Origin of the sequence: Nonomuraea wenchangensis, assembly GCF_900111685.1 — a bacterium.
In the GTDB taxonomy this organism is placed as follows: Bacteria; Actinomycetota; Actinomycetes; order Streptosporangiales; family Streptosporangiaceae; genus Nonomuraea; species Nonomuraea wenchangensis.
Genome location: NZ_FOHX01000003.1, coordinates 656,152 through 679,711, shown reverse-complemented (window position 1 = coordinate 679,711; position 23,560 = coordinate 656,152). Strand labels below are relative to the sequence as shown.

The following is a 23,560-nucleotide window of genomic DNA, read 5'->3' as shown; positions in this document are numbered from 1 at the left end:
CGCGGCCCCGCCCGTACGCCGGGCAGGGCCGCCATGCGCGAGAACGCGCTCTCAGGAGCGGGACCACTTCTGGTTCGCGCCGCCGCCGCAGTCCCAGATCTGCAGGCGGGTGCCGTTGGCCGAGCTCACGTCGGTCGCGTCGAGGCATTTCCCCGACTGCGGATTGACGATCTGGCCGTTGCCGGAGTTGTACGTCCACTTCTGGGCGCCGGTGCCGTTGCAGTCGTAGAGCTGCACCTTCGCGCCGTTGGCCGTGGAGCCGCTGGTGACGTCCATGCACTTGCCGAGCGCCCGTACCGAGCCGTCGGCGTTCCACGACCAGTTCTGGGCGCCCGTGCCGTTGCAGTCCCAGAGCTGTACGGCGGTGCCGTTGGCGGTGGCGGCCCCGGCCACGTCGACGCACTTGCCGCCGATCCCGGTGATCCGGCCGCCGGTGCCGGTGTCGGTGGGCGGGGCGTAGACGCGGACGTAGTCGACGGTCATCGTCTGGGGGAACGTGGTGCTCCCGTCGGGGTAGCCGGGCCAGTTGCCGCCGACCGCGACGTTCATGATCATGAAGAACGGGTGGTCGTAGACCCAGCGGTTGCCGCCGAGGTCGGCGGGGGTGCGCCGCTGGTACTCGACGCCGTCCACGTACCAGATGATCAGGTTGGGCGACCAGTCGACGGCGAAGGTGTGGAAGGCGTCGGCGAACGCGCCGCCGATCGTGTACGCCGCGCCGATGCCGCCGCCACCGGAGTAGCCGGGGCCGTGGATGGTGCCGTGGACGGTGTTCGGCTCGCGGCCGATGTTCTCCATGATGTCGATCTCGCCGCTGTTGGGCCAGCCGACCGAGCCGATGTCGTTGCCCAGCATCCAGAAGGCCGGCCAGATGCCCTGGCCCCTGGGGAGCTTCATGCGGGCCTCGAAGCGGCCGTAGGCGCGGGTGAAGGTGGCGGAGGTGAGCAGCCGGGCCGAGGTGTACTGGCAGGTGCCGTAGTGGCACTGGTAGTTGGCCGGGTTCTCGCGGCGGGCCGTGATCACCAGGTTGCCCGAGCCGTCCAGGGCGGCGTTGCGGGTGCTGTCGGTGTAGTACTGCTGCTCGTTGTTGCCCCAGCCGCCGCCGCCGATGTCGAAGCGCCACTTGGCGGCGTTCACGGCGCTGCCGGCGGCTCCGTCGAACTCGTCGGACCAGACCAGCGGGCCGGGGGCGGGGGCGGCGCTCGCGGTGCCGGCCAGGGGCACGAGCAGGGCGAGCATCGAGACGAGCGCGGCGCCGACGGCGAGCAGCGTTCGTGGTGTTCGGGGGGTGCGCACCATTCGGGTTACCTCATCGGATCCACGAGTCGTGACTTTACGGAAACCTTCCGGCAACATCACCGCCCCTGTCAAGAGAGCGCTCTCTCATTTTCTCCGGCCTGCGGGGAAGGGCTTCGCTTCTAAGTAGCAACCGTTAGGACATCTCGACGAAATAAACGATTCAGAGACTGGCGATTCCGTGCACAAGTGGCAGGAGGGGCTGTTGTGGACATCGATCACAAGAGCATGGAGGCCGCCGGCAAGGCGATCCACGACGACGGCGGCGAGTTCGCCCGGGCGATCATCCAGGACCGCTCGAACGTGGAGACCCTCAGGGTCTACCTCGGCGAGGACGAGGCCGCACTGATCTTCCGCCGGGGCAAGGACGGCCACCCCGGCTACGACGCCGCGCAGAAGGACCTGGACACGGCCCTCGACAACCTCAGCAAGTCGTACGAGGCCATCGGCGCGGCCGTCACGGCCATGAGCAAGAACGTCAAGGCCGCCGACTGGGCCAACATGGTCGACAAGAACGCCTTCGTGCACGGCCTGGTGGAGTTCGGCAAGCAGCAGCCGAAGGACATCCCCGTGCCCACCACCCCCGTCGAGCTGGCCTGACGGCCGGCGAGGGAGGGGACGGGCATGGCCCTGGGGCTCGGAGCGAAGGTCGCGCTGACCGGCATGGCCGGGGCCGGACTCGCGGGCGCGCTGGCGCCCGAGGTGCTGTTCGGCATCTCGTACATGGACGGCGACCCGAAGAAGATCCGCGAGCTGGCCGACACGCTGGACGACATCGCCGACAAGATCGACAAGGACTTCCGCGAGGCGAACGCGTCCGCCGAGAAGGTCTGGAAGACCAGCAAGGATCCCGCGGTCGACGAGTTCAAGGACTTCTGGACCAACCAGTTCGGCCCGGCCGTGCTCGCGGTCTCGCTCAAGCACCGGAACGTCGCCAACGCCTGCCGCGCCTACGCCGACACGATCGAGAAGGTCAACCACGCCCTGCACGTGCTGTGCTGGATCCTGACGGTGGACATGATGTACACCATCGGATACCAGGTGGTCACCTGGAAGATCCTCCAGGCGATCATGAAGCGGAAGGCGCTGGTGCTCAAGTTCACCGCCAACCGGTTCGTCGTCATGCTCCTGCCGCTGTTCGCCTACATGCTGGCCGACAGCGCCGCGTACGCGACGGGCGAGGTCGTGCTGCCCCTGGGGCTCAACTACCTGGGCGGCGTCAAGAAGGACCTGTCGGGCAACGACGTCAGATCGGCCGGCTACAACTTCGACGCCCTGCGCGAGCACTTCGTCGCGAACATGGCCTTCGACACGGTGGCCGAGGGCAGCACGGCGCTCATGGCGAAGGTGCCCGGCCTGCGGAACATCGCCACCCACGTCAAGCTGCCGAACGGCACCGAGCTGAACACCGGCAGCTTCCTGCCCCGGATGGCGTCGTCCGTCACGTACTCGATGACCATGGACGCGCAGCACGGGGACAACCCGCTGCCCGGCACGGAGCACGGCCTGACCAAGGAGGAGATGTACCAGAAGTTCCTGATCCACGGCACGCGCAGCCTCATCGCGCGTCCGTGACGGCCGACGTGACCCGGAGGGCACGGAGGTCAGCGGCGGCGGCGCTCCCAGGCGTCGCCGCGCCGGTCGTCCCTGGACCGGTCGTCCTTGGGCCGGTCGCCCTCAAGGTAGGGCCGCGTCACCTCCATGAGCCGTCGCGCCGCGTCGTCGGTCGCGCGCCGCGACAGCTCCATGATCGCGCCCGCCAGCTCCTGCGACCCCAGCCGCATCGCCCGGGGGTCGAGGTGCAGGCCGACGAGCTGCCCCGAGGACGAGACCCGCACCCTGATCTTGCCGTCCGTGCTCTCGGCCTGTCCCACCACGTCACCGACCTTCCCGATGACCTCGGAGAACTCCTGAGAACTCGCCTGGAACTCCGCCATGAGGCGGTCGAGCTCCAGATCGCCACTGCGAAGATCGCGCTCCACCATGCGCCAGTTTTTCCACAAAGCTCACATAAGGCGCAATACATAACAAAAGACACAGCAGGTCAGGGGCCGGACCCGGCCGGCCGGTCAGGGGACGCGGAGCACGATCTTGCCCCGGGTGCGTCCCCGCTCGCCACGCCGGTGCGCCTCGGCCGCCTCCGCGAGCGGGAAGACGTCCTCGACCTCGACGCTCAGCTCGCCCTTGTCGATCAGCTCGGCGATTCTGGCCAGCGCCGCGCCGTCCGGCTCGACCAGGATCCCGGTCGCGCGCACCCCGCGTTCGCGGGCGCGCTCGACCAGCTCCGGCGCCACGCCCGACGGCACCGCGATGAGCAGCCCGCCCGGCCGCAGCACCTCCAGCGAACGGGTGCTCGTCCGGTCATGGGAGTCGCCGACGAGGTCGAGCACCACGTCCACGTCGCGTACGGCGTCCTCGAACCTGGTCGTGGTGTAGTCGATCACCTCGTCCACGCCCAGCGACCGCAGCCAGTCGTGCCTGGCGGCGCTCGCGGTGCCGATCACGTACGCGCCCGCGTGCCGGGCGAGCTGCACCGCCAGATGGCCGACGCCGCCCGCCGCCGCATGGACCAGGACCCGCTGCCCGCTGCCGAGCGCGGCGGTGTCCACCAGGGACTGCCAGGCGGTGAGCACGGCCAGCGGCGTCCCGGCGGCGGCCTCGTGGCCGAAGGCGCGCGGCTTGCGGGCGAAGTGACGGGCGGGCGCGGTCACGTACTCCGCGTACGCCCCCGCCTGGCGCGGGAACCACGGCATGCCGAACACCTCGTCCCCCGGCTCGAAGATGGTCACTCCGAACCCGGTCTCCTCGACCACGCCGGAGACGTCCCAGCCCAGGATGAACGGCGGCTCCCCCAGCACCCCGGCCATACCGCCGCCCTGACGGGTCTTCCAGTCCACGGGGTTCACGCCGGCGGCGTGCACCCGTACGAGGATCTCGGTGGGCAGCGGGGCCGGTCGCGGCACCTCGGCGAGGCGCAGCACCTCCGGGCCGCCGAAGGAGTCCTGAACGATCGCGTGCATGGTGGATGACATGCAGCCGAAGCTACCCAAAGGAGGGTAGTAACTAGCAAGGGACACTACTATCCTTCGGGAAGTAATCACCCATGAAGGAAAGGACCAGGCCATGGCGCTCGCCTGCCGCTCCGGCCTGCACGACCGGCACGACGTCTACGCCGCACAGTGCCCCTGCCGGGACGTCCTCGACCTGCTGGCCAACAAGTGGTCCGCCCTCGCCGTCGGCGCGCTGGAGGAGGGGCCGCAGCGGTTCGGCGTGCTGCAGCGGCGGCTGGAGGGCGTGAGCCCCAAGGTGCTCACCCAGACCCTGCGCCGCCTGGAGGAGAACGGGTTCGTCGACCGTACGATCTACCCGGCGGTCCCGCTGCACGTCGAGTACGCGCTCACCGACCTCGGCCGCGGCGTCGCCGGCCCCCTCGGCCTGCTGCGCTCCTGGGTGGAGGAGCACCTCGACGACATCCACGCCGCGCGCGCCGACACGGGCCGCCCGCAGGAGGCGTGAGAGGATCGTCGCCGTGTCACGAGACGTCCGCCGCCTGCTGATCGTGCACCACACCGCCTCGCCCACGCTCCAGGAGCTCTTCGCCGCCGTGCGCGACGGCGCCACGACCGACGAGGTCGAAGGCGTGGAGGTGGTCACCCGGGCGGCGCTGCGGGCCACCGCCGTCGACGTGTTCGAGGCCGACGGGATCATCCTGGGCACGCCCGCCAACATCGGCTACATGAGCGGTGCGCTCAAGCACTTCTTCGACACCGTCTACTACCCGTGCCTGGAGGAGACGAGGCGGCTGCCGTACGGGCTGTACGTCCACGGCAACAACGACACGACCGGGGCCGTGCGCGCCGTCGAGTCGATCGCCGCCGGGCTCGGCTGGGAGCGGGTCGTCCGGCCGGTCTCGGTCACGGGCCCACCAGGCAAGGACGACCTGGCGGCCTGCTGGGAGCTCGGCGCCACCCTCGCCGCGACGATCAGCCCCGCGTAGCGAGCCCGGCCCGTACGTCGGGGAACGACCCGTCGCCGAACAGGACCCGCGCCGCCAGCGCCCGCCCGGCCCGGCCGCGCAGCAGCCCCACCGCGACCTCCGCCGCCGCGGCCGTCCGGACGCCGGCGAGCGCCCGCCGCAGCAGCAGCCGCCCACGGAACCGGGCCCGCAGCGCGCCCCCGTCGTACCGCCGCAGCACCTTCTCATCACCGGTCCGCAGGTATCCGGCCACGACCGCCGCCGCCAGCTCCGACAGGCGCAGGCACGGGTCCAGCCCGCCGGCCGTCAGCGGCGACACCGCGCCCGCCGCGTCCCCGACGAGCAGCCCGTACGGGCAGGCCAGCCGCCGCAGCACCCCGCCCACCGGGATCGGCCCGCCCCGGCGCTCGACCGGACCGGCCGGGGGCGCGTGACCGGGCGCCCCGTCCGCCAGGAAGGCGTCCAGCAGGTGCCGTACCCCCGTTCTCATCGCGCGCGGATCCCCCGCCACGCCGACGTGCGCCTGCCGCCCGTCGTCCACCACCCACCCCAGGTATCCGGGCGCGACCCGCGGATCCAGCACACAGTGGAACGCCGGGCCGCCCGTCCCCGGCGCGATCGCGTGCACCAGCTCCGCGCCGACCAGGAACCGCCGGTTGACGTCGAGCCCCAGGTCACGGGCCACGTGCGAGCGGGCGCCGTCCGCGCCGACGACGAACCTCGCCGCCACCGGCTCCGCCCCCTCCAGTGTCACGACGCCCGCCCGCGCCCCGACGTACCGGACGCCGGGCAGGACCTCCGCCCCGGCGGTCTCCGCCGCGCGGCGCGCGTACCGGTAGACACCCGGCAGGTCGGCCACGCGGTACTCGTCCCGATCGCTGGTGAGCCGGACCGGGGAGCGCCGCGACGGCGGGTACAGCAGCACGTCCCTGATGCCGGGCCCGAGCAGGTGCTCGGGCAGGTCGAAGTCGTCGAGGGTACGGCGGACGAAGATCCCCGTCGTCCGGATCCCCGCGTCCGGCGACCTGCGCCGGTCGATCACCAGCACGTCCAGATCGCGCCGGGCGAGCAGCCGGGCGGTGTGCAGACCGGCCAGACCCGCCCCCACCACCAGTACGTCCACTCTTCGCATACCTCGCAAGGTAGGCGCGCTCCCGCGCCGGGACGGCGGTCTGCACGGTATCCGCCCGACACCCTCACCTCACCTCCAGGGCGGCTGCACAGGTTCGCCGCATGTGGAAAGCCCGCTCACCACAAGTACGCGGCAAGCTCACGCCACTGCCGCAGAGGCGGCTCGTCCGGTGTGGCCGTCAGCACGTGCAGGCTGACGTGATCCGCACCGGCCTCGTGCTGCTCCTCGACCCGCCGCACGACGTCCTCGGGCCCGCCGGTGACGACCAGGGCGTCCACCAGCCGGTCAGGGAGGGCGTCCGCGTCGTCGAACCCCAGGTCGCGCAGCAGCACGAGCCGGTTGGGCAGCGCGGCGGCCGCGTGCGCGCGGGCCAACTCGGCCGCGCGGGCGCGGGACGGGTCCAGGACGACAAGCTGGGTGACCGCCAGCAGCGCTCGCGGCCCGAGCAGGCCTCGCCCGCCCAGATGCCGGCCCGGCCGACGGCGAGCGCGTTCACCGGTCCTGCTGACAGGCCAGGAAACCGGCGATTTGGGCTGCCCCCGTCCGCCGCAGCCAGGTGCGCAGGTCCATCAACGCAGGGTGCAGGGCGCGGGTGAAGGCGACGTCGGCGCGGTAGCCGCGCTCGTTGAGCCAGGTGTAGGCGTAGGCGAACTCCTCCCCCGCCTGTGCGATCACCTCGATCGGGATCCGCACGTACGGCAGCGGCCGGCCGATCGCCTCGGAGATGGCCGCGGCGATCCGGCGCGGCGTCAGCTCGTCCCCGGCCAGGTCGACGGCCCGGCCGATCCACTCACCCGGCCGGGCGAAGGCCAGGGCGGCGAAGGCTCCGACGTCGTCGACGGCCATGATCTGCTGCGGCGTGTCGGCGGCGAACGCGGTGGCCACGGCGCCGTCGTGCAGGTGGTAGCCGCCGGTGTAGTTCTCCATGAAGGAGACCGGGCGCAGGAAGGTGGCGGGCAGGCCCAGGCGGGTGATGTGCTGCTCGATCCGCCACTTGCTGATCGTGTTCCGCGGCAGCTTTTCGGTGTCGTGGTGGCCCGCGCCGGCGAGCGAGGCGTAGACCAGGTGCCGTACACCGGCGGCGCGCGCGGCGTCGGCGACGTTGCGTCCCCAGCGGACCTCGTCCTCGGCGGAGAAGCCCGCGGGGGTGCCCGGGGAGCCGACGGTGGGCTGCACGCTGAACAGGCCGTGGGCGCCCTCGGCGGCGGCGACGAGCGAGGCGAGGTCGTCCATGTCGGCGCGGACGACCTCGGCGCCCGCCTCCGCCAGCGCCCGGGCCGGCGCGGCGTCCGGATCGCGCGTCACCGCGCGTACCGGCCGGCCGTCCGCGAGCAGGTGTGCCGTGACGGCACGGCCCTGCAGTCCGGTGGCCCCCATCACCACGATGGTCTTCACGATGTGTGTCTCCCGGCATGTAGGCATGCGGAAGCCACCCGCCAAAATGGGGTGGCCCTCCGGTTCTGTGTGAGTACGATATGGAGGGCCACCCCGTTTATGCAAGCCCGCCGGAGATCACATGCCGTCAGACAGCCGTACGAGCCCGCCCGCCCGGCCGATGCGCGCCGACGCGCGCCGCAACTACGACCGCCTCCTGGCCGCCGCCGCCGAGGCCGTCGCCGAGCAGGGGGCCGAGGCGTCCCTTGAGGAGATCGCCCGGCGCGCCGGCGTCGGCTCGGCCACGCTGCACCGGCACTTCCCCTCCCGGCAGCAACTGCTGGAAGCCGTCTTCCGCGACAAGGTCGAGGCCCTGTGCGCCCGCGCCGCCGACCTGGCCGCCGGCCCCGATCCCGGGCGCGCGCTGGCGACCTGGCTGCGCGCCGTCGCCGGGCACGCCGTGTCCAACCGCGGGCTGGCCACCGCCCTGATGCGGGGAGCCCACGACCCCACCCTGGGCGCGACCTGTCACGCCATGATCACCAATGCCGGGGCCGGCCTGCTGGCCCGTGCCCGCGAGGCGAACGCCGCCCGGCCCGACGTCTCCATCACGGACCTGCTCACCCTCGTCAACGCCATCTGCCTGACCGTCGAGCAGGAACCCGACGCGGCGGCCCACGCCGACCGGCTGCTCACCCTCGCGCTGACCGGCGTGCACCCAGTGGCAGCACCGGCCGAATCCGGACCTCATCCAGCGGACGCGACGAAGCAGAACTCGTTGCCCTCGGGATCGGCCATGACCTGGAACGCCCCCTGATCGTCCACGACCTGCTCGCCGATCGGCGCGGCGCCGAGCCGTACCGCGGCGGCGACGGCCGGCCCGATCGCCTCGACCTCGATGTCGAGGTGCAGCCGGTTCTTCACCGCCTTGCCCTCGGCGACCGGCTGGAACGCGAGCCGTACGCCGCCGGGCGGCTCCACGTGCGACCATCCCCGCGCCCGGTGCACCGGCTCACCCCCGAGCAGCGCCGCCCAGAACCCCACCAAACTCGCCGGATCCCGGCAGTCCACCACAATCTGGCTCACACGTCCACGCATGGCGGCCAGCGTAGCGATCAACGTCCCGCCCGCCACGGCATGAGGTTTCGCCGAACGCATCCACCCCCCGAACCGGCCGAAAGTATGATCCCGGCCACCACGGCCCCTGCTTCCGACCGGTGCCGTCACCTCGCGTGGCTCTCCAGGATGAAGCCCCATGTCACGCGAAGATCTCCCCCCGGAGACACCCCTCCAGTTCCCAGCCGGCCGACGGCCCGAGAGCGCCGTGCTCTCCTCGGGCCGGCCCCGGATCATCGCGCTCGACGTGCTGCGCGGGTTCGCGCTGTGCGAGATCCTGCTCGCCAACATCCAGCTCATGGCCACCGGCGGCTCGGCCGTCGCGGTGCAGCCCATGGGCGACTGGGATCCCTGGCTCGGGCTGCCGATCTTCTCCCTGCTGTTCGGCATCGGGTTCGCGCTCCTGCTGGACTCGGCCGCGAGCCGCGTCCCTCGCCCACGGCTGGTCCTGCTGCGCCGGCTCGGGGCGCTGCTCGCGATCGGCCTCGTCCACATGCTGCTGTGGCCGGGCGAGATCCTGACCGACTACGCCGTCGTCGGCATGCTGGTGCTGCTGCCCTCGACCTGGCTGCCGCGCTGGGCCATGGCCGGCCTCGCCGGCGTACTCATCCCGGCGGCGCTGATCTTCGGCGGGGGCGGGCCTCTGCTGATCGCCGGGCTGTTCCTCCTGGGCGCGGCGCTGGTCCGCTACGGGGTGATCGGCCGGATCGAGCGGTCCACCCGCGGGCCGCTCCTGCTGGGCCTGGTGTTCGCGGCGGGACTGGCCGCCGCCCTGTGGGCACAGGCGAGCATGCGGGCCGTGGGGGCCACGACGTACCTGCCCGCCGTGACCACCCTGGCCGATCTGCTGCTCGTCGGCGTGTACGTGTGCGGCATGCTGATCCTGGTCAGAACGCCGCTGCGACCGGTGCTGCGGTTCGTCTTCGCACCACTGGGCCGGATGGCGCTGACCGGCTACCTGACCGCCACGCTCCTCGTTCTTCTCGCCGCGCACGTCCTCGGCCTGCCGATCAGCCAGTCCTTGACGGCGGCGTACTGGACCGCGGGAGCCATCCTCGCCACCCAGTGGCTGTTCTGCACGCTCTGGCTGCGCCGCTACCGCCAGGGCCCCATCGAGTGGCTCTGGCGCTGGGCCACCTGGGCACGCCGCCCACCCCTCAGCCGGGCCGGGAGATCATGAGCTCGGAGCCGGCGCAGCCATCGCAGGAGGCCGATCCCGCTCCGGCATAGTGGTCCATGCCACAAACCGGACAAGGAGCGCAACCATGAGATTCGACGACCATCGCGTGGTCATCACCGCTGCCGGCCGCGACTTCGGGCGAACCTTGGCCATCCGATTCGCCGACCTCGGCGCGGAGGTCTTCCTGTCCGCGCGCAGCCTTGCCGCCGCCGAGCGGGTCCGCGACGAGATCCGCGACCGAGGCCATCAGCGCGTCCACGCCCATGCCTGCGACCTGACGGCTCCCGCCTCGATCCGCGACTTCGCGTCCGGCGTCGCCCGGCACACCGACCGCGTCGATATCCTGATCAACAACGGCGCCCGCTACCACCACGGGCCGGACCTCCAGTCGGCCTCCGACGACGATGTCGTCGACACCATCGCGTCCGGCGCGACGGGCACGGTCCTGACCGTGAAGAACTTCCTCCCTCTCCTCCTCAACTCGGACAAGCCGGATGTAGTGACGATGGTCTCCGCCTGCGGCACGGCCGGACATCACCGCTCCGACGCGCACGACGCCTTCTACGCGGCCAAGAGCGCCCAAGCCGGGTTCACCGAGATCCTCTCCAAGCGCCTGCGGCCCCGGGGAGTCCGGGTGATCTCGCTCTACCCACCCGACTTCGACAACCCCGACCCCCTCTCGGAGGAGTGGGAATCCACGCCACGGGGAGCCAAGGACGCCCTCACCGCGCAGTCACTCGTGGACTGCATCCTCTTCGCGGTCACCCAGCCCCGTGACTGCTTCATCAAGTCCTTCCACTTCGAACAGGTCTGAGCGCTCGACCGCCGCTCGTTCTTTACCTGTGAGGTCATCGACGCACGACACGACCGTCTGCCACGATCGCCGAAGTACGAGGCGCGACCGACCGGAAGGGATCCCATGTCCGCCTACGTCATTGCTCACCTGCAAGAGGCCGCCCCGCACCCGGAGATCGCCGAGTACATGGAGCGCGTCTCCGCCACCTTCGAGCCGTACGGCGGCCGTTTCCTCGTGCGCGGCGCGCAGCGCAAGGTGCTGGAGGGCGGCTGGCCGGGGCACATCGTGATGATCGGCTTCCCGGGGATCGCAGAAGCGCAGAGCTGGTGGGACTCACCCGCGTACCAGGAGATCGCACCGCTGCGCTCACGGCACATCGAGGGCGCCATCATCCTGGTCGAAGGCGTCCCCGAGGGCTTCGACCCCACCTCCACCGCGAACGAGATGCGGGAGGCGCTACGCGCCCGTGGATAGGCAACGCCGGCGGCGCCGCTTCCCCTGACAGCACAGCGGTGAGCGTCTCCGTCGGGGTGTCCCGATGGAACGGGGACACCCCTTCCAACGCTTGATACAGCGTCACTCCGAGCGAGTACAGATCCCCCGCACCGCCGCTGTCCGCACCGTTGAACCGTTCCGGCGCGATGTACTCCAGCGAGCCCATCAGCCCATCAGCCCACCGCTCATCGTGAGGGCGGTGTCCCCCTGCTTCACGGCGATCCCGAAGTCGGTGAGGAGCACGCGGCCGTCCCGCGCGAACAGCACGTTCGCCGGCTTCACGTGTTCCATGACGATCCACGGCGCTTGATCCTCGATCACCACGTCGTGGAGGGTGACGATGTGCGGATGCGACCGCAGCCGGGCCGCGTTGCGCGCCTCACGCTCGGCGCGTCGCAGCCGCTGCGCATGCTCCTCGTCGAAGGCGGCCGACGGGAGCCAGACCTCCTTCACCGCCACCTCCACGTCGAGGGATTCGTCGTGAGCCTTCCAGACCCGTCCGAAGCCCCCACCGCCCAGAACGGACTCCAGGCGGTACCGCCCGCTGATCAGACGTCCTGGCTGTGTCTACGCGGCCAGTCAGGACTGCGGCGGCGACCACACGTACGGCGTGGTCGTGGTCACCGAGCGGAAGCCGAGCCGCCGCAGGATCGGCGCGCTGTCGTCGGACGCGTCCACGTGCAGGAACCTGACATCGCGGGCAACGGCGAGCTCCGCCCGGGCGGCGACCAGCGCCCGGTAGATGCCCCGGCCACGCCACGCCGGCAACGTGGAGCCGCCCCACAAGCCGGCGAACTCGGTGCCCTCACGGAAGACCAGCCAGGCCGCGGAGACCACCTCTCCATCGGCTTCGGCGACCATGACGGCGATCTGGTCCGGGGCCGCCGAGACGCGGGCGATCAGGTCATCGCCGAGCCAGGACCAGTCCTGCCCCCAGACGACTGATTCCATGGCGGCGATGCGACGCATGTCGCCGTCGTCGGTCACCTGCCGCAGGGTGACGCCGCTCGGCAGCGCCGGTGCCGCGGTCATGTCCTTGGCCAGGCCGATGAGGACGGTCTCCTGCTCCTCCGGAACGAATCCCGCCGCGCGCAGGCGCTCGGTGAGGTCGGCCGGCTGGTCGTGCCCGCGCGTCTTCCATTCGACCGCCTCTCCACGCGCCGCGAAGTAGTCGCGCTGGCGGATGATCAACTGGTCGAGTTCGCCGCCGCGGACCCCGACGTCGCGCGGGGCGCTGACGAAGCCGCGGAACTGGCCGACGATCCGCAACAACGGACCGTCCTGCTCGTACGTGACCCCGGCGGGCGGGTGGGGAGGCGTTCCCCGCATCTGCTGGTCATAGGCCGCGAGCAAGTCGTCGATATCTGTCACAGGACAAGACAGTACGGGCTGCGACAACTGCTTTCCCCGGCGCCTGCTCAGCGGGCACCGACGACCCGGAGCCGCGTTGTTATGCGATCATCGAGGAATGACAACAAGAAAGGCCCATGGCCGCTGACCACCGGCTCGCGCTGCACGCGACGCTTCCCGACCGCTACGCCCATCATGAGGTCCTGGCCTCAACCATCGACCACCGCGGCCGGCTCGCCGCCCTGGTGGCCGACCTCGCTCAGGGCTTCACCCTCATCCCGCCCTCCTCCGCGCTACGTCCGCCCCCGCGCTACGACGCGACCGCCGTCATCTGCGACGGCGACGAGATCCGCGAGATCACGCTGACAGATCTCGATCTTTGGTTCACCCACATCGACACCCTCGGCGACGGCATCGTGCTGGCCGCCGCACGCTGCAAGCCCGCGGGCGTCGACATCGAGCGCTTTCGATGGTTGGTTCAAGAGGACGAACTAAGCCTCACCGACAACGTCCAAGTGATCGACGCAGACGGACAGACCCAATCGGCCTTCTACGCCGGCGACGGCATCGAGCAACTCCTGACGGACCCCCAGGGCAACATCTGGATCAGCTACTCCGACGAGTCGAACTACTGGTTCCCCAACCCGGACGGCACCCGCTCCTACAGTTTGATGATCGGCCTCGCCCGCTGGGACAGCCACGGCAGCTCCCCCTGGATGGCGCCGTCCCACACCGTAGACGTCGTCTGGTGCCACTGCTATGCGTTGAACGTCGGCCATGACGTGGTCCACGCCTGCCCCTACACCGACTTCCCGCTGATCGAGATCGACAGTGATGGCGTCCGGAGCATCACACCGAACCCCGTCAAACGATGCACCGGCCTGGCCGTCTCCGGCTCCGAACTCGCCTTCCTCGATCAACACCGAGCAGGAGGCGGCTTCCGCTGGGAGATCCGCAGGGCCCGCAGAGAGGACGGAGCCGTCACCGAGACAGACCGAGCAAACCTGCTGCTACCAGACGACCGACACCCGACCGGCTGGGCACGAGGAAACATCGGCAGAGACGGAACCCTGTGGCTGCACGAGAACGGCGATCCGCGCCGTTGGTACCGATACGACCTGAACCCTTGAGCCCCAGCGAATCGCCTGCTCGGCGCTTCCCGGTGCAGACCGACAACTTCGCACTGCCTACAAAGATCACGAGCGGTCACTGACAACCGCCGACGATCGGCGACGACCGAGCGATGCCTGATCGGTAGCGCCGCCCTGTGAGGAGTCAGCTGGCGAGCACGTCCGCATGACGCTTAGCACCTCCCGCCATCGTTCGCCGGCCCGTCCCTCCACCTCCAGCGCCAGCTCCACGGCCGAGCCGGAGGCGCAGAACCACATGACCCCCATGGCAGGCCCGCTGAAGATCAAAAGCCCAGGCCGATGACCTGGGCTTTTGTCTACGTGGAGCCTAAGAGAGTCGAGCTCCTGACATCCTGCTTGCAGGGACGCACGCAGACCCCGCTTCACCGGAGCGAACGCAGTTCTGCGCACTGGTCAGCCGTTTCCCGCCCCATCGGGCGCGCCGGCCACAACGTCCGGTGGGCCAGGCTGAGGAAGAAGACCCTGAACCTTCGATCGTCCCCAATCAGCTACGACGATCATGCAGGAATGGATTCACGAAACGGCGCTGACGACCCTTGCAGATGCTTCATGGCAGCATCATTGGCCGCTGACCGAAGGCACCCATTCGGATACCTGGACGGACGACCTCAGCTTCCCGCCGGAGGCCGGCCTGAGCCGTCGACGTCCTTCCAGAGCGGGTCGTCGACCACAACGCATGGCTTGACCTGGCCATTGACCACGTAAGTAGGGAGGCTCCACTGCGTCCCCGACTTCTTCGCCCCGAAGACGTGGTCCTTATCCCCGGCGAACATCATCACCAAGGTCTGCCCGTTCCCGACTTGGCGAGGATCGATTTCCACCCCGCCCCCAGCCAGCAGGCGAGCGGCCTTGGCGGACGCGGAATTCTCCCATTCCTCTGGCGAGCCGCCCCCGACGATGTCGCCCCTTGTACCCTGGCACGTCTTGCCGGCCTCGAGATAAGTGATGTCCGCGGACACCCCCATCCTCTTCAGGTCCTGTTCCAGCTTGTCGGCATCCTTGAACTCGTTCAGCTTGACGTTGATCGTGCCGTTGGTGTTCTTGGTCACCGCGTACGCGGCCTGCTCCGACCCGGTCAGCAGTGGCACCGCGACTGCCGCCACAGCGGCCAGCCCGGCCATCGCCGCCCCCGCGAAAAGTCGCTTACGAGTGCGACGACGTCGTTCGGCGCGCGCGATGATCTCGGCTTTCACTTCCATGAGAATCTGCTCCTCAAAGCTCATCTTGATGTTTCCTCCCTGACGAGGGGCACTTCGCGCATCTTGCGGCGAGCGCGGTGCAACCGCACTTTGGCGTTTCCCGGTCGGATGCCGAGAGCCATCGCCGCCTCGGTCACCGTGAGCTGGTCGATGACGACCAGTTCGAGTACGGCGCGCTCCCCCTCAGGCAGGTCGGCCATGGCCGTGAAGATCTGCCTGGCTTTCCGCTCCGCATCGATGCGTTCTTCGAGTCTGGCGAGGTCGTCCGCGTCCAACGGCCGCTGCCCGCTCATCCGGTTCGTCAACCGGGATTCCTTGAACGCCCGCCGCCGCTCGGCCGAGAGCGTGTTGCTGGCCACGCCGCACAGCCAGGCGATCTCGGTTCCTCGCCCGGCCCGGTAGGTGTGGGCGGAGTCGAGCACCGCCATGAACACCTCGGCGACCAGGTCGGCGACCATGTGGGGATCGTCGACGCGCCGAGCGAGGAATCGGGTGACCGCATCGACGTGTCGCCGGTAGAAGGCTTCGAACGCCACCGGATCTGTGGCGATCTCCGCCTGTCTGCGAAACACCGGCAAAGCTCCCTTCGTCGACTTACACCCCTGTTTGGTCAGAAGCTCCCGAAAGGGTTACAAGCGGTGCGGCGGATTTCTGTTCCTCCGGCCCAGCCGAAGCAGAAACAGCACACGTTGTCCCAGGTCAAAACCGCAAGCGGCACAACACAGAACGGGAGCGCGAGCGCCCTGTTCGTCACCCTCACCGCCCCCTCCATCGGGAGCATTCATGTCCGGCGGGAGAAGAACGGCAAGATCCAGCCCTGCCACGCCCGCCGCGACGCCGAGACCTGCCCGCACGGCCGGACGATGTCCTGCACCGACCGGCACGGCACGGAAGACCTACGCCTCGGCGAACCGCTCTGCCCTGACTGCTACGACGGCTCGGTCCTGCTCAACGCCATCAGCCCCGAACTATGGCGCCGCTTCACCCTCGCCCTGCGCCGCCGCTTCGCCCGGCTCAACGGCCTGACCGTCAAGACCCTAAGCGAGCAGGTCACCATCGCCTTCGCCAAGGTCGCCGAATACCAGCGCCGCGGCGTCGTCCACTTCCATGCCGTCATCCGCCTCCACGGCCCGGACGGGCCCGCCTCCAGGCGCTACGCCCGTCAGCGATCCCCAAGTTCTACCGGGACCTGCTGACGAGCGGGGGCAGGAAGGGCGGCCCACTCGCGCCGAACACCGTCAAGCACGTCCACACGGTGCTCCGTAAGCCCCCTGACGGACGCCGTACTCGTGGACGAACTACTTCCCAATAACCCCGCCGAAGGCGCCAAGCTCCCCCGCGTCCAAGCCGCAGAGCCGGGCATGATCTGGACCCCCGCCCAGCTCCGCGCGTTCCTCGCCACCACACAAGAGCATTGCCTGTACGCCTTCTTCCACCTGGCCGCCTACACGGGCGCTCGTCGCGGCGAACTGCTCAACCTCCGCTGGACGGACGTGGACCTCGACAAGCCCCAGATCCACATCACCGGCGCAGCCGCAGTGATCGACCGTCAACGAATCGAGGGCACCAGCAAGAGCGGACGCTCCCGCGTCGTGTCCCTCGACCCCAGCACGGTCCGAGCCCTCAAGGCCCACCGCGCCCACCAGGACGAAGAACGCCTGAGGATCGGCGAGTCCTGGAAGGGCGGCGGCGCGTACGTCTTCACCACCGGCTGGGGAGACCCGCTCTTCCCGGACACGCCCAGCTCCCTGATGCCCAAGCTCATCAAGACCCACAACAAGCAGAACCGAAGAGCCCAACTCCCCCACGCCCGCCTGCATACCTCTGCCACCTCCATGCCACGACGCTGCTCCTGGCCGGCGTACCCGTTCACGTCGTGGCGGCCCGACTCGGCCACACCGACCCGGCGATCACCCTGCGGGTCTACGCCCACGTCATCCACGAGCAAGCCGCGACAGCGGCAGAGATCTCCACCAGGGTGATCAACGAGTGACGAAGAGGTACCAGCGTGTTAGCAAGCCCATTAGCAAGATCCCGACATTGTCCTGACAAACCAAGAAGCCCCTGACGGCGAATCGCCTGTTCAGGGGCTTCTGGTTGCAGAGCCGACGAGGGGAATCGAACCCCTGACCTTCTGTTTACAAGACAGATGCTCTGCCGATTGAGCTACGTCGGCGCGGCCTATCAGTGTAGACGCTAGTGGCGTCTCTGACGAGCGACCTCGTACAACGCCACTCCGGCTGCCACTCCCGCGTTCAGGGACTCGGCGGCGGCCTGCATCGGGATGCGGGCCAGGACGTCGCATTGTTCGCGGACCAGGCGGGACAGGCCCTTGCCTTCGGAGCCGACGACGATGACGGCCGGCTCGGTCAGGAGGTCGACGTCGGCGATGTCGGTGTCGCCGGTGCCGTCCAGGCCGATGACGAAGAGGCCGGCGTCGCGGTATTCGCGGAGGGCGGCGGTGAGGTTGGAGGCGCGGGCGACGCGGAGGCTGGCGAGGGTGCCGGCCGAGGTCTTCCAGGCTCCCGCCGTGACGCCGGCCGAGCGGCGGGACGGGATGAGCAGGCCGTGGGCGCCGAACGCGGTGGCGGAGCGGGCGATGGCCCCGAGGTTGCGCGGGTCCGTGACCGAGTCGAGGGCGACGATCAGCGGGGTCTCGGCGGCGTCCTGTGCGAGGTCGACGAGGTCGGACGGGTGCGCGTAGTCGTACGCGGGGATCTGGAGGGCGATGCCCTGGTGGACCGCGCCCTCGGTCAGGCGGTCGAGCTTGTCGCGGGTGACTTCGAGCAGCGCGATGCCCTGTTCCGCGGCGATCTTGATGGAGTCGCGCACGCGGTCGTCGTTGTCGAGGCGCTGGGCGATGTACAGGGTGGTGCAGGGCACCCCGGCCTGCAGGGCCTCAAGGACGGGGTTGCGTCCGCCGATGTATTCCGGGGAGTCCTCGGAGCGGCGCTGGCGGGTCGCCCCGGCGGACGGGCGGCGGGCGCCCGTGCCCCCGCCGCGCTCCTCGCGGGCGAGGCGCTCGGAGCGGGCCTTGTCCTTGAACCAGTGACGCATCTCGGCAGGCGGGGTCGCGCCCTTGCCCTGGAGACCGCGGCGCACCTGGCCTCCGGTGCCCTTGCTCGGGCCCTTCTTCTTCGCGGGCCTCCCCGAAGCCCTACCGCCTGCTGCCATGTGAACAAGGGTACTCGGGCCGCCGGGCGCCTCACTCCACTCGGAGTGAGGCTCCGTCACCGGGACAGCTCCCAGCGGGCGCCGTGCGGTGTGTCCTCGACCGTGATGCCCGCGGCCGAGAGCTGGTCGCGGATCGCGTCGGCCGCCGCGTAGTCCTTGCGGGCGCGGGCCGCCTTGCGCTGCTCCAGGGCCACCGCCACCAGCGCGTCCACGACGGGCGACAGGTCCGAGCCGGTGCCGCGCCACTGCGGCGAACGCGGGTCGAGGCCGAGGACGTCGAGCATGTTCTGGGTCTCGGCGAGCAGCCGCGCCACGGCCTCCTTGTCGCCGCGCGACAGCGCAACGTTGCCCTCGCGCACCACCTCGTGGACGACCGCCAGCGCCTGGGGCGTGCCCAGGTCGTCGTTGAGCGCGTCCACGAACGCCTGGGGCAGCGGCGCGTCCGCGTCGACGTCGTGGATGACCTCGGCGGCGCGGGTGACGAAGCCCTCGATCCGCTGGTAGGCCGCCGCCGCCTCCCGCAGCGCCTCCTCCGAGTACTCGATGGAGGAGCGGTAGTGCGGCGCCGCCAGGTAGTAGCGGAGCTCGACCGGGCGTACCTTCTGCACCATCTCGGGAATCAGCAGGGAGTTGCCGAGCGACTTGCTCATCTTCTCCGCGCCGATCTTGACCAGGCCGTTGTGCATCCAGTTGCGGGCGAAACCGTCGCCGGCCGCCTGGGACTGGGCGATCTCGTTCTCATGGTGCGGGAAGATCAGGTCGAGGCCGCCCCCGTGGATGTCGAACGTCGGCCCGAGGTATTTCGTGGCCATCGCCGAGCATTCGAGGTGCCAGCCGGGACGCCCGGGGCCCCACGGCGTGGGCCAGGTGGGCTCGCCGGGCTTCTCGCCCTTCCACAGGGCGAAGTCGCGCGGGTCGTGCTTGCAGCTCTCGTCGTCGGTGTCGCCCGCGCCCCGCATGTTCTCCAGCTTCTGGTTGGAGAGGGAGCCGTAGTGGTCGGCCCAGGAGCGTACGTCGAAGTAGACGTCGCCGCCGGAGGCGTAGGCGTGCCCGCGGTCGATCAGCCGCTGCATGAGGGTGATCATCTCGGGCACGTGCCCCGTCGCCCGCGGCTCGACCGTCGGCGGCAGGCAGCCCAGCGTGTCGTACGCCCAGGTGAAGGCCCGCTGGTTGCGCTCGGCCACCACGAACCAGGGCACGCCCTCCTCGGCCGCCACCCTGATGATCTTGTCGTCGATGTCGGTGACGTTGCGGCAGAACGTCACGTCATAGCCGGAACGGGCCAGCCAGCGCCGGAGCACGTCGAAGTTCACGCCCGAGCGGATGTGCCCGATATGCGGCGGAGCCTGCACGGTGGCCCCACACAGGTAAATCGACGCCCGGCCGGCTTCGACCGGAACGAATTCACGGATGGCGCGCGTGCTGGTGTCGTAGATGTGCAGGCTCACGAACGCAAGGCTAACGCCTCATCGCCGTCGTCAGGCCGATAAATCAGTCTCGCAACACGACCCTGTCCGGTCGGATCCGGACAACAAGGCGCTCGGCGCCCGGCTTGTCCTGCCACGGCCGTCCCTGGTACTTCTGCGAGAGCTCCTGAATCAGCGCGCCCTCGGGGTCGGGCGTCATGGTCACCGTGCCCCGGACCTCCAGATAGCGGTACGGATTGTCGGGATCGATGACCAGCAGGCTCGCCCGGGGATCGCGCTCGAAGTTGCGCGGCTTCACGCGGCCCTTCACGGTGGAGAACAGCACATCGTCGCCGTCGGTGCGTACCCACACCACCGTCGACTGGGGGCCGCCGTCGGCATTGAGGCTGGTGACGGTGGCGTAATTGGGCGCGTCCAGGAGTTTGCGTGCTTCCTCGGGCAACTCGGCCATGTCTCTCCTTGATCGGTCTCGGATCACATTCTTCTGTAGGCTCGAAACCGCCATGGACGTGACTCCCCCCTCTTTGCTCCGCCGCCTGGGCATCGCCCTCGCGGGGCTCGCGGTCGCCGCTCTCGCCGGTGCCGCGTGCGCGCTCTCGTTCGACGACCTGCGCGCGCTCGCCGTCGTCGGCGAGGCCAGGACCGACCTCGCCTTCCTCTACCCGGCCGCCTTCGACGCGCTGCTCGTGGTCGCGCTGGTGTGCGTGCTGCTGCTGCGTTCGGCGCGCGTGCTGGTACGCGTGCAGGCGGCGACCGTGCTGGTCCTGCTCATCGTCGCCGCGGCGGCGGTCAATGTGGCAACCGCGACGCGCTTCGCCTTCGACACCCGGCAGGTGGCCGTGGGGGTGGCGCTGGCTCCGTGGGTCATGCTCGCCGTGGCCCTGTGGCTGTGGCTGCTGCTGATCAAGCACGTCCAGTCGGGCGGTGGGCGTGTCTCGGGTGCCGAGGACGACGGTGCCGCGGAGACGGACATCGTGCCGTTCCACAGGGGGCGGGGCGCGGCGGAGGCGGGTCCGCCGCCGCTGGTGACGACGAGCGCGACGGGCTCCCCCGCTGTGGCGGCGGTTGCGGTGCTTGAGCCCACGCCGGTCGTGGGGCCCACTCCCGCCCCCGAGACTCCTCCGGTCTCGCCTTCCGAAGCGGGAACGGCCAGGAGGGAGGACGAGCCCGGGTCGCTGAGCGTTCCGGTGTCGGAGCAGGTCGCCGAATGGCATGCCGCTCAAGAGTCGCAACAGCCCCACCAGTCTGAGGAGCCGGACTCGCGGCAGCCGGAGTTCCGGGAGACGGAGGCGCCGGAGCCGGAGCCGGAGGTCCGGGATGAGGTCGCGGACACGGTCGCGTCTGAGCACGGTCAGGAGCCGCCGCAGGAACGCTCCGCCGTCCGCGACGATCAGCACGGCGACGACGACGTTCCGGACGGCCCCGGCGGTGCCGGCGGCCATGACGACGAGCATGAGGACCGTGGCGCTCAGCGCGACCGCCAGGCCGACCCCGGCGACAGCGCCGCAGAGCCCACAGAGCCCGCGGAGTCCGCAGAACCCGACGCCCCCCGGCCGCAGGAGCCTCCCACCCGTCCGGTTCGCTGGGGTGACCGTTACAAGCCCACCGACGTCCTGGTCCACCCCCGCCCCGACCCCAGGAACGCCGACACCCAGCCCCAGCCCGTCCTCAGGGACGACGAACCCCGACCCAAGCCCCAGTCCCCGTCGGACGCCTCTGAGGGCGAGTTGGAGGACACCGCCCCCCACCCGGTGATCCGCGAGGACACCCCGGCCCCGTCCGGCCGTCTACGGGCCACTCCGCGCCCTCCAGAGCCGGAGGGCTGAACGCCCAGCAGGAAGGCCCGCCTCGCGAAGCGATCGTCAGAGCGATCGCGCGAGGCGGGCCGATGTATGTCCGGCGTGTCTCCGGCTCAGCTCCGGCGCACGTACGCGCGTGCGCCGGTGTGCCGGTGTGCCGGTGTGCCGGCCTGCTGCCGGTTGCTAGACGCGGTGGCCGCGCTTGAGGCCGGCGACCAGGCCGACGCCCACGACGGCGAGTACGACCTGCATCACCAGCTCGATCCAGTCGATGCCGGGGGTCGTCTCCACGCCCAGCACCTGCGCGAGCAGCGTGCCCACGAGGGCGGCCACGATGCCGACGACGACGGTGAGGATCCACCCGATGGCCTGCCTGCCGGGAAGCAGCAGGCGACCGATTGCGCCAATCACGGCACCAATCACAATGGCGCCAAGGATGGACTGGATTGTCATGGTTCGAAACCTCCCCGTGAGGTGACCCATTCACTCTCACGGGGATGTCGCTACCCGATCTCCCGCGATTATGCGCCCATTTTGGTTTGCGCAGGTCATCTGGCCGTGGTGCCGCGTGAACGTCCTCCGCGACCGCGTCCGATGCCCATCCGGGTGACGAGCAGCACGCCTATGACGGCCAGAACGATCTGGATGATGTGCTCGATCCAGTTGATGCCCCTCGTGTTGGCCACGCCGAGCGCTGACGCGATCGCTGTGCCTATCAAGGCGGCGACGATGCCGACGATGAGGGTCAGACCGATGGACATGTTCTGCTTGCCCGGCACCAGCAGGCGGCCGAGCGCACCGACGATGGCGCCGATGATCACGGCTGAGACGATCGCGCCGATCATGTGGAGCTCCCCCCGAAGACGTTCACATGTCTCGGGAAGACGTACCCCTGAGCAGGACAAACAACCCAAATGCAGGAGGAAGGCGGCGGTCCGTACCGCGCCAGTGACGAACCGCCGCCTCCGATTCTGGCGGGCTGGCTGACGACCCGCCGGGACACCCTCACGCATCCCACATGAGAGACGCCCGGCTAGCCGGAGAGGTTGACCACCAGCGCGGTCGCGACGGCGGCGATGCCCTCACCACGGCCGGTCAGCCCGAGCCCGTCGGTGGTGGTGGCGGAGACGCTCACGGGCGCGCCCGCGGCGTTGGTGAGCGCGAGCTCGGCCTCGACGCGGCGCGGCGCGAGCTTCGGCCGGTTGCCGATCACCTGGACGGCGATGTTGCCGATCTCGTAGCCCGCGGCCCGCACCTGGCGGGCGGTCTCCTCCAGCAGGGCGACGCCGGTGGCGCCCGCCCAGCGCGGGTCGGAGGTGCCGAACAGGCGGCCCAGGTCACCCAGGCCGGCCGCGGACAGCAGCGCGTCGCAGGCGGCGTGGGCGGCGGCGTCGCCGTCGGAGTGGCCCTCAAGGCCGAGCTCCCCCGGCCAGTGCAGCCCGGCGAGGCTCAGCTCGCGCCCTGAGTCCTTCGAAGCGAACGGGTGGACGTCGACACCGACGCCCACCCGTGGAAGATTCGTGTTCAGCTGTTGAGAACCTCGTCGAGAAGGGCCTCAGCCTTGTCCTCATTGGTCTTCTCGGCGAGCGCCAACTCGCTGACCAGGATCTGGCGCGCCTTGGCGAGCATGCGCTTCTCCCCCGCGGACAGACCGCGCTCGCGGTCCCTCCGCCACAGGTCCCGAACGACTTCGGCGACCTTGTTCACATCTCCGGACGCGAGCTTCTCCAGATTGGCCTTGTAACGACGAGACCAGTTGGTCGGCTCTTCCGTGTGCGGCATGCGAAGGACATCGAAAACCCGCTCAAGGCCTTCCTGGCCGACGACATCGCGCACACCGACAAGTTCTGCGTTTTCGGCTGGCACCTGGACGGTAAGGTCGCCCTTGTCGACCTTGAGCACCAGGTAGGTCTTTTCCTCACCCTTGATGGATCGCGTCGTGATTGCTTCGATCCGAGCAGCCCCATGGTGGGGGTAGACGACAGTGTCGCCGACCTGGAAAGTCATGTGACAAGTACCCCTTCCGCTGTACTCCAGGGTACCACGCATCCACAGCCTCCCGGAACAGTGAAATCCTCATAACTGCAGGTCAAAG

The 23,560-nt window shown here is 69.9% G+C and carries 30 protein-coding genes and 1 tRNA gene; 12 read left to right on the top strand and 19 right to left on the bottom strand.

What is annotated here, in order from left to right; all coding sequences use genetic code 11:
• Nucleotides 1–51: 51 nt before the first annotated feature.
• Complete coding sequence (locus BMW85_RS12025; RefSeq protein WP_091080503.1) at nt 52–1,299, bottom strand: glycoside hydrolase family 16 protein; 1,248 nt, start codon at nt 1,297–1,299, stop codon at nt 52–54.
• Nucleotides 1,300–1,503: 204 nt separating this feature from the next.
• Between BMW85_RS12025 and BMW85_RS12020 the strand changes: the two genes are divergently transcribed.
• A complete protein-coding gene (locus BMW85_RS12020; RefSeq protein WP_091080500.1) occupies nt 1,504–1,896 on the top strand; it encodes a hypothetical protein in 393 nt (130 codons plus the stop codon).
• Between the two features lie 24 nt (nt 1,897–1,920).
• Complete coding sequence (locus BMW85_RS12015) at nt 1,921–2,871, top strand: WXG100-like domain-containing protein (protein WP_091080499.1); 951 nt, start codon at nt 1,921–1,923, stop codon at nt 2,869–2,871.
• Nucleotides 2,872–2,900: 29 nt separating this feature from the next.
• Here BMW85_RS12015 and BMW85_RS12010 read toward each other — a convergent pair whose 3' ends face one another.
• Both BMW85_RS12010 and BMW85_RS12005 read right to left on the bottom strand, forming a co-directional pair.
• The gene (locus BMW85_RS12010) at nt 2,901–3,281 is read right to left on the bottom strand and encodes a YbaB/EbfC family nucleoid-associated protein (RefSeq protein ID WP_091080496.1); all 381 of its coding nucleotides are present in this window, start codon (nt 3,279–3,281) and stop codon (nt 2,901–2,903) included.
• 84 nt (nt 3,282–3,365) lie between these two features.
• Nucleotides 3,366–4,328 (bottom strand): NADP-dependent oxidoreductase, encoded by a 963-nt coding sequence (locus BMW85_RS12005; RefSeq protein ID WP_091080747.1) that lies wholly within the window; start codon nt 4,326–4,328, stop codon nt 3,366–3,368.
• A gap of 91 nt (nt 4,329–4,419) precedes the next feature.
• Between BMW85_RS12005 and BMW85_RS12000 the strand changes: the two genes are divergently transcribed.
• Both BMW85_RS12000 and BMW85_RS11995 read left to right on the top strand, forming a co-directional pair.
• Nucleotides 4,420–4,812 (top strand): winged helix-turn-helix transcriptional regulator, encoded by a 393-nt coding sequence (locus tag BMW85_RS12000; RefSeq protein WP_091080495.1) that lies wholly within the window; start codon nt 4,420–4,422, stop codon nt 4,810–4,812.
• A gap of 13 nt (nt 4,813–4,825) precedes the next feature.
• Complete coding sequence (locus tag BMW85_RS11995; RefSeq protein ID WP_091080492.1) at nt 4,826–5,293, top strand: flavodoxin family protein; 468 nt, start codon at nt 4,826–4,828, stop codon at nt 5,291–5,293.
• Here the strand turns inward: BMW85_RS11995 and BMW85_RS11990 are convergent.
• The 3 genes from BMW85_RS11990 to BMW85_RS11980 form a co-directional block, all read right to left on the bottom strand.
• Nucleotides 5,280–6,404 carry an NAD(P)/FAD-dependent oxidoreductase gene (locus BMW85_RS11990; protein ID WP_091080490.1) on the bottom strand — a complete coding sequence of 375 codons (1,125 nt, stop codon included), beginning with the start codon at nt 6,402–6,404 and terminating at the stop codon, nt 5,280–5,282. The genes BMW85_RS11995 and BMW85_RS11990 overlap by 14 nt on opposite strands.
• Nucleotides 6,405–6,520: 116 nt before the next feature.
• Nucleotides 6,521–6,778 carry an LLM class oxidoreductase gene (locus BMW85_RS11985; protein ID WP_091080488.1) on the bottom strand — a complete coding sequence of 86 codons (258 nt, stop codon included), beginning with the start codon at nt 6,776–6,778 and terminating at the stop codon, nt 6,521–6,523.
• A 118-nt stretch (nt 6,779–6,896) separates the two neighbouring features.
• Nucleotides 6,897–7,799 carry an NmrA/HSCARG family protein gene (locus tag BMW85_RS11980; protein ID WP_218155734.1) on the bottom strand — a complete coding sequence of 301 codons (903 nt, stop codon included), beginning with the start codon at nt 7,797–7,799 and terminating at the stop codon, nt 6,897–6,899.
• A gap of 121 nt (nt 7,800–7,920) precedes the next feature.
• Between BMW85_RS11980 and BMW85_RS51895 the strand changes: the two genes are divergently transcribed.
• The gene (locus BMW85_RS51895) at nt 7,921–8,595 is read left to right on the top strand and encodes a TetR/AcrR family transcriptional regulator (protein WP_281249569.1); all 675 of its coding nucleotides are present in this window, start codon (nt 7,921–7,923) and stop codon (nt 8,593–8,595) included.
• Here the strand turns inward: BMW85_RS51895 and BMW85_RS11970 are convergent.
• Entirely contained in the window at nt 8,526–8,876 is a 351-nt protein-coding gene (locus BMW85_RS11970) for a VOC family protein (protein ID WP_091080746.1), read from the bottom strand. The genes BMW85_RS51895 and BMW85_RS11970 overlap by 70 nt on opposite strands.
• A gap of 157 nt (nt 8,877–9,033) precedes the next feature.
• Between BMW85_RS11970 and BMW85_RS11965 the strand changes: the two genes are divergently transcribed.
• The 3 genes from BMW85_RS11965 (at nt 9,034) to BMW85_RS11955 (ending at nt 11,344) form a co-directional block, all read left to right on the top strand.
• Nucleotides 9,034–10,074, top strand: coding sequence for a DUF418 domain-containing protein (locus BMW85_RS11965; protein WP_091080483.1), 1,041 nt, complete (start codon nt 9,034–9,036; stop codon nt 10,072–10,074).
• An 85-nt stretch (nt 10,075–10,159) separates the two neighbouring features.
• A complete protein-coding gene (locus tag BMW85_RS11960) occupies nt 10,160–10,888 on the top strand; it encodes an SDR family oxidoreductase (protein ID WP_091080481.1) in 729 nt (242 codons plus the stop codon).
• A 105-nt stretch (nt 10,889–10,993) separates the two neighbouring features.
• On the top strand, nt 10,994–11,344 hold the full coding sequence (locus tag BMW85_RS11955; RefSeq protein ID WP_091080479.1) for a DUF1330 domain-containing protein: 351 nt from the start codon (nt 10,994–10,996) through the stop codon (nt 11,342–11,344).
• Nucleotides 11,345–11,530: 186 nt separating this feature from the next.
• Here the strand turns inward: BMW85_RS11955 and BMW85_RS11950 are convergent, their stop codons facing one another.
• Nucleotides 11,531–11,896: a protein kinase domain-containing protein gene (locus BMW85_RS11950; RefSeq protein ID WP_281249573.1), complete on the bottom strand. Its 366-nt coding sequence runs from the start codon at nt 11,894–11,896 to the stop codon at nt 11,531–11,533.
• Nucleotides 11,897–11,944: 48 nt separating this feature from the next.
• Nucleotides 11,945–12,736: a GNAT family N-acetyltransferase gene (locus BMW85_RS11945; protein WP_091080474.1), complete on the bottom strand. Its 792-nt coding sequence runs from the start codon at nt 12,734–12,736 to the stop codon at nt 11,945–11,947.
• A gap of 116 nt (nt 12,737–12,852) precedes the next feature.
• Here BMW85_RS11945 and BMW85_RS11940 point away from each other — a divergent pair, with 116 nt between their 5' ends.
• Nucleotides 12,853–13,845, top strand: coding sequence for a hypothetical protein (locus BMW85_RS11940; RefSeq protein ID WP_091080472.1), 993 nt, complete (start codon nt 12,853–12,855; stop codon nt 13,843–13,845).
• Between the two features lie 629 nt (nt 13,846–14,474).
• Here BMW85_RS11940 and BMW85_RS11935 read toward each other — a convergent pair.
• Both BMW85_RS11935 and BMW85_RS11930 read right to left on the bottom strand, forming a co-directional pair.
• Nucleotides 14,475–15,089: a hypothetical protein gene (locus tag BMW85_RS11935; RefSeq protein WP_091080470.1), complete on the bottom strand. Its 615-nt coding sequence runs from the start codon at nt 15,087–15,089 to the stop codon at nt 14,475–14,477.
• On the bottom strand, nt 15,086–15,637 hold the full coding sequence (locus tag BMW85_RS11930) for an RNA polymerase sigma factor (RefSeq protein ID WP_245774746.1): 552 nt from the start codon (nt 15,635–15,637) through the stop codon (nt 15,086–15,088). Before BMW85_RS11930 ends, BMW85_RS11935 begins: the two co-directional genes overlap by 4 nt.
• Before the next feature lie 117 nt (nt 15,638–15,754).
• On the opposite strand from BMW85_RS11930, the gene BMW85_RS11925 reads away from it, so the two are divergent.
• Together BMW85_RS11925 and BMW85_RS50960 are read left to right on the top strand one after the other, a co-directional pair.
• Nucleotides 15,755–16,261, top strand: coding sequence for a replication initiator (locus BMW85_RS11925; protein ID WP_245774732.1), 507 nt, complete (start codon nt 15,755–15,757; stop codon nt 16,259–16,261).
• A gap of 165 nt (nt 16,262–16,426) precedes the next feature.
• The gene (locus tag BMW85_RS50960; RefSeq protein WP_091080468.1) at nt 16,427–17,047 is read left to right on the top strand and encodes a tyrosine-type recombinase/integrase; all 621 of its coding nucleotides are present in this window, start codon (nt 16,427–16,429) and stop codon (nt 17,045–17,047) included.
• 121 nt (nt 17,048–17,168) lie between these two features.
• Here BMW85_RS50960 and BMW85_RS11915 read toward each other — a convergent pair.
• From BMW85_RS11915 to BMW85_RS11900, 4 genes are all read right to left on the bottom strand, one after another.
• Nucleotides 17,169–17,241, bottom strand: a tRNA-Thr gene (locus BMW85_RS11915).
• A 20-nt stretch (nt 17,242–17,261) separates the two neighbouring features.
• Nucleotides 17,262–18,239 carry a 23S rRNA (guanosine(2251)-2'-O)-methyltransferase RlmB gene (rlmB, locus tag BMW85_RS11910; protein ID WP_091080465.1) on the bottom strand — a complete coding sequence of 326 codons (978 nt, stop codon included), beginning with the start codon at nt 18,237–18,239 and terminating at the stop codon, nt 17,262–17,264.
• A 56-nt stretch (nt 18,240–18,295) separates the two neighbouring features.
• Entirely contained in the window at nt 18,296–19,687 is a 1,392-nt protein-coding gene (cysS, locus tag BMW85_RS11905; protein WP_091080464.1) for a cysteine--tRNA ligase, read from the bottom strand.
• 43 nt (nt 19,688–19,730) lie between these two features.
• Nucleotides 19,731–20,117: a PPOX class F420-dependent oxidoreductase gene (locus BMW85_RS11900; protein WP_091080461.1), complete on the bottom strand. Its 387-nt coding sequence runs from the start codon at nt 20,115–20,117 to the stop codon at nt 19,731–19,733.
• A 52-nt stretch (nt 20,118–20,169) separates the two neighbouring features.
• Here BMW85_RS11900 and BMW85_RS11895 point away from each other — a divergent pair, with 52 nt between their 5' ends.
• Entirely contained in the window at nt 20,170–21,492 is a 1,323-nt protein-coding gene (locus BMW85_RS11895; RefSeq protein WP_177240625.1) for a DUF2637 domain-containing protein, read from the top strand.
• A gap of 156 nt (nt 21,493–21,648) precedes the next feature.
• Here the strand turns inward: BMW85_RS11895 and BMW85_RS11890 are convergent, their stop codons facing one another.
• The 4 genes from BMW85_RS11890 to BMW85_RS11875 all read right to left on the bottom strand — a co-directional run bounded on the left by BMW85_RS11890 (nt 21,649) and on the right by BMW85_RS11875 (nt 23,472).
• A complete protein-coding gene (locus BMW85_RS11890; protein WP_091080742.1) occupies nt 21,649–21,918 on the bottom strand; it encodes a GlsB/YeaQ/YmgE family stress response membrane protein in 270 nt (89 codons plus the stop codon).
• A 95-nt stretch (nt 21,919–22,013) separates the two neighbouring features.
• A complete protein-coding gene (locus tag BMW85_RS11885; RefSeq protein WP_091080457.1) occupies nt 22,014–22,310 on the bottom strand; it encodes a GlsB/YeaQ/YmgE family stress response membrane protein in 297 nt (98 codons plus the stop codon).
• Between the two features lie 188 nt (nt 22,311–22,498).
• Nucleotides 22,499–22,972: a 2-C-methyl-D-erythritol 2,4-cyclodiphosphate synthase gene (ispF, locus tag BMW85_RS11880; protein ID WP_091080455.1), complete on the bottom strand. Its 474-nt coding sequence runs from the start codon at nt 22,970–22,972 to the stop codon at nt 22,499–22,501.
• A gap of 17 nt (nt 22,973–22,989) precedes the next feature.
• A complete protein-coding gene (locus BMW85_RS11875; RefSeq protein WP_020544658.1) occupies nt 22,990–23,472 on the bottom strand; it encodes a CarD family transcriptional regulator in 483 nt (160 codons plus the stop codon).
• Nucleotides 23,473–23,560: the final 88 nt, after the last annotated feature.

What these genes read in the sequence shown, in the direction of transcription:
- BMW85_RS12025 (WP_091080503.1), bottom strand. Translation starts at nt 1,299, where the DNA reads ATGGTGCGCACCCCCCGAACACCACGAACGCTGCTCGCCGTCGGCGCC.
- BMW85_RS12015 (WP_091080499.1), top strand. Translation starts at nt 1,921, where the DNA reads ATGGCCCTGGGGCTCGGAGCGAAGGTCGCGCTGACCGGCATGGCCGGG.
- BMW85_RS12010 (WP_091080496.1), bottom strand. Translation starts at nt 3,281, where the DNA reads ATGGTGGAGCGCGATCTTCGCAGTGGCGATCTGGAGCTCGACCGCCTC.
- BMW85_RS12005 (WP_091080747.1), bottom strand. Translation starts at nt 4,328, where the DNA reads ATGTCATCCACCATGCACGCGATCGTTCAGGACTCCTTCGGCGGCCCG.
- BMW85_RS12000 (WP_091080495.1), top strand. Translation starts at nt 4,420, where the DNA reads ATGGCGCTCGCCTGCCGCTCCGGCCTGCACGACCGGCACGACGTCTAC.
- BMW85_RS11990 (WP_091080490.1), bottom strand. Translation starts at nt 6,404, where the DNA reads ATGCGAAGAGTGGACGTACTGGTGGTGGGGGCGGGTCTGGCCGGTCTG.
- BMW85_RS51895 (WP_281249569.1), top strand. Translation starts at nt 7,921, where the DNA reads ATGCCGTCAGACAGCCGTACGAGCCCGCCCGCCCGGCCGATGCGCGCC.
- BMW85_RS11970 (WP_091080746.1), bottom strand. Translation starts at nt 8,876, where the DNA reads ATGCGTGGACGTGTGAGCCAGATTGTGGTGGACTGCCGGGATCCGGCG.
- BMW85_RS11965 (WP_091080483.1), top strand. Translation starts at nt 9,034, where the DNA reads ATGTCACGCGAAGATCTCCCCCCGGAGACACCCCTCCAGTTCCCAGCC.
- BMW85_RS11960 (WP_091080481.1), top strand. Translation starts at nt 10,160, where the DNA reads ATGAGATTCGACGACCATCGCGTGGTCATCACCGCTGCCGGCCGCGAC.
- BMW85_RS11955 (WP_091080479.1), top strand. Translation starts at nt 10,994, where the DNA reads ATGTCCGCCTACGTCATTGCTCACCTGCAAGAGGCCGCCCCGCACCCG.
- BMW85_RS11940 (WP_091080472.1), top strand. Translation starts at nt 12,853, where the DNA reads ATGGCCGCTGACCACCGGCTCGCGCTGCACGCGACGCTTCCCGACCGC.
- BMW85_RS11935 (WP_091080470.1), bottom strand. Translation starts at nt 15,089, where the DNA reads ATGAGCTTTGAGGAGCAGATTCTCATGGAAGTGAAAGCCGAGATCATC.
- BMW85_RS50960 (WP_091080468.1), top strand. Translation starts at nt 16,427, where the DNA reads ATGATCTGGACCCCCGCCCAGCTCCGCGCGTTCCTCGCCACCACACAA.
- rlmB (WP_091080465.1), bottom strand. Translation starts at nt 18,239, where the DNA reads ATGGCAGCAGGCGGTAGGGCTTCGGGGAGGCCCGCGAAGAAGAAGGGC.
- BMW85_RS11900 (WP_091080461.1), bottom strand. Translation starts at nt 20,117, where the DNA reads ATGGCCGAGTTGCCCGAGGAAGCACGCAAACTCCTGGACGCGCCCAAT.
- BMW85_RS11895 (WP_177240625.1), top strand. Translation starts at nt 20,170, where the DNA reads ATGGACGTGACTCCCCCCTCTTTGCTCCGCCGCCTGGGCATCGCCCTC.
- BMW85_RS11890 (WP_091080742.1), bottom strand. Translation starts at nt 21,918, where the DNA reads ATGACAATCCAGTCCATCCTTGGCGCCATTGTGATTGGTGCCGTGATT.
- BMW85_RS11885 (WP_091080457.1), bottom strand. Translation starts at nt 22,310, where the DNA reads ATGATCGGCGCGATCGTCTCAGCCGTGATCATCGGCGCCATCGTCGGT.
- BMW85_RS11875 (WP_020544658.1), bottom strand. Translation starts at nt 23,472, where the DNA reads ATGACTTTCCAGGTCGGCGACACTGTCGTCTACCCCCACCATGGGGCT.